Consider the following 1,498-nt stretch of genomic DNA (forward strand, 5'->3'; position numbering starts at 1 on the left):
CATTGAAAAGAATCAACAAGGCATTTGACTCTAACTCCTAGCTCACCTTAGTGAGCGATAACTTCTTTAACTACCAATAATATTAGCGCATGTTTTTTTCACTCTTTAATTGCGCTTTTGCGCCTGCCTGCTTTTCACTTAATTTCCACTATTTCCCTTACGAAGAACACGCCGTCGTAGTCTTCGGCGAAGCCGGTGTCCCATTTGCCGTTATATTCCAGTCGCAGAGTTACGTCTACAGGGTTGCCGTTTTTCTGTCCTCCCGTTATCTTGTCGTACATATCCTCCAGACGACCGGTCTTGTCCACTATCCAGTATTCGTCATCCGTCCCGTCGGGCCTGAAGGAACGCACCTCATGAGCCAGACTCATCTCGCCCTTCATCGTGTAAAGCACATCGCGCGACAAGGTGCTGTCAGGTTCATCACATAGCGTTACGCTGTTTTCGTCGAACAGAGGAGCGTCCTGACCTATCTCTACAAACACCACCTTGCCCGGATGGCCGTCGTACATCTCAAAATATCTGCTTCCGCTGTTGCCTACGCCCCATCCGTTACATGTCGATGCCACAGGCTCCGTCTTCATAAGCCCATCCGTTGCCTTGGCATAGTCGCCGTCAGGGACCATCACGTAGCGTTTCACGCCCTCGCGCCCCGACTTCACCTGCTTAAACTTGCCCGGCTGCTCCTTGTCCCATTCTCCTGCCTTCTCAATGGCGTCTATCACCCCGTTGATGTCATTGCCGTTGATGCTGAACACCTGAATAAGCCTGTGCGGCCTCTCGTCGCCGTCTCTCACCATCACGATGCCCGGAAGCAGCGGATCGGCCATCAGTCTTATCTTATCGTTACGCTGAACCCTCAGTTTCATCCCGGCTCCTTTCAGCTCACGCCATTCAAAGCCGGCATGTGCAGTACGCTGCACCCTTCTGCCTTTTATAGGCTCATTGATAGCCGACTTGCGCACATACACCACCTTGTTCATGCGCCTTTCAAGTGTCAGCGTGTCTTTAGCTACGTCGATAATGCGCAGCGTATCAGAGAAATTTATCGTCTGTCCGTTGCCGATGCTCTCTCCATCAAGTATAAGGCGGTCGCCTTCAGTCCTCCAGTAACAGTACCTCAGCGTAGCCATGCCGATAGACTCCGCGCTGCCGTCGTCGTTAAGACACATGCCCCGCATGTATGCTATTTCCTTAGGCACCTGCTCAATCCAGCATCCCGTCAGGTCTGTTTCGCATCTTCCTGCAAGCGGACTAAGCATCAAAGCCGCCAATAAAACTATCTTTTCCATCTTTTCCTCCTTATTCTATACGTTAATAAACTTCTACGGCACAAATATATGAAATAATTGATTAGCAAGAAGCGCCGTTAAGATTTTTACTCTTTAATTGTCCTTTTTCAACAGAAGCCCATCTGGCTTTTGCGCCAACTCTTCGTTCTTCATTCTTCACTTCCGTCAGGCGTTTTGACTTTTCACTTTTAATTTTTCATTTTTTA

General features: G+C 49.2%; 1 protein-coding gene. It reads right to left on the reverse strand.

Annotated elements, in window-relative coordinates; genetic code table 11:
- Positions 1 to 134 precede the first annotated feature (134 nt).
- Complete coding sequence (locus QVO66_RS03780; protein ID WP_021854075.1) at positions 135 to 1,292, reverse strand: lipocalin family protein; 1,158 nt, start codon at positions 1,290 to 1,292, stop codon at positions 135 to 137.
- Positions 1,293 to 1,498: the final 206 nt, after the last annotated feature.

The sequence above is a fragment of the Prevotella sp. CAG:255 genome, from assembly GCF_000431195.1.
In the GTDB taxonomy this organism is placed as follows: domain Bacteria; phylum Bacteroidota; class Bacteroidia; order Bacteroidales; family Bacteroidaceae; genus Prevotella; species Prevotella rara.

Bases quoted from the DNA above. Each gene is read 5' to 3' on its own strand.
- QVO66_RS03780 (WP_021854075.1), bottom strand. From the start codon at position 1,292: ATGGAAAAGATAGTTTTATTGGCGGCTTTGATGCTTAGTCCGCTTGCA.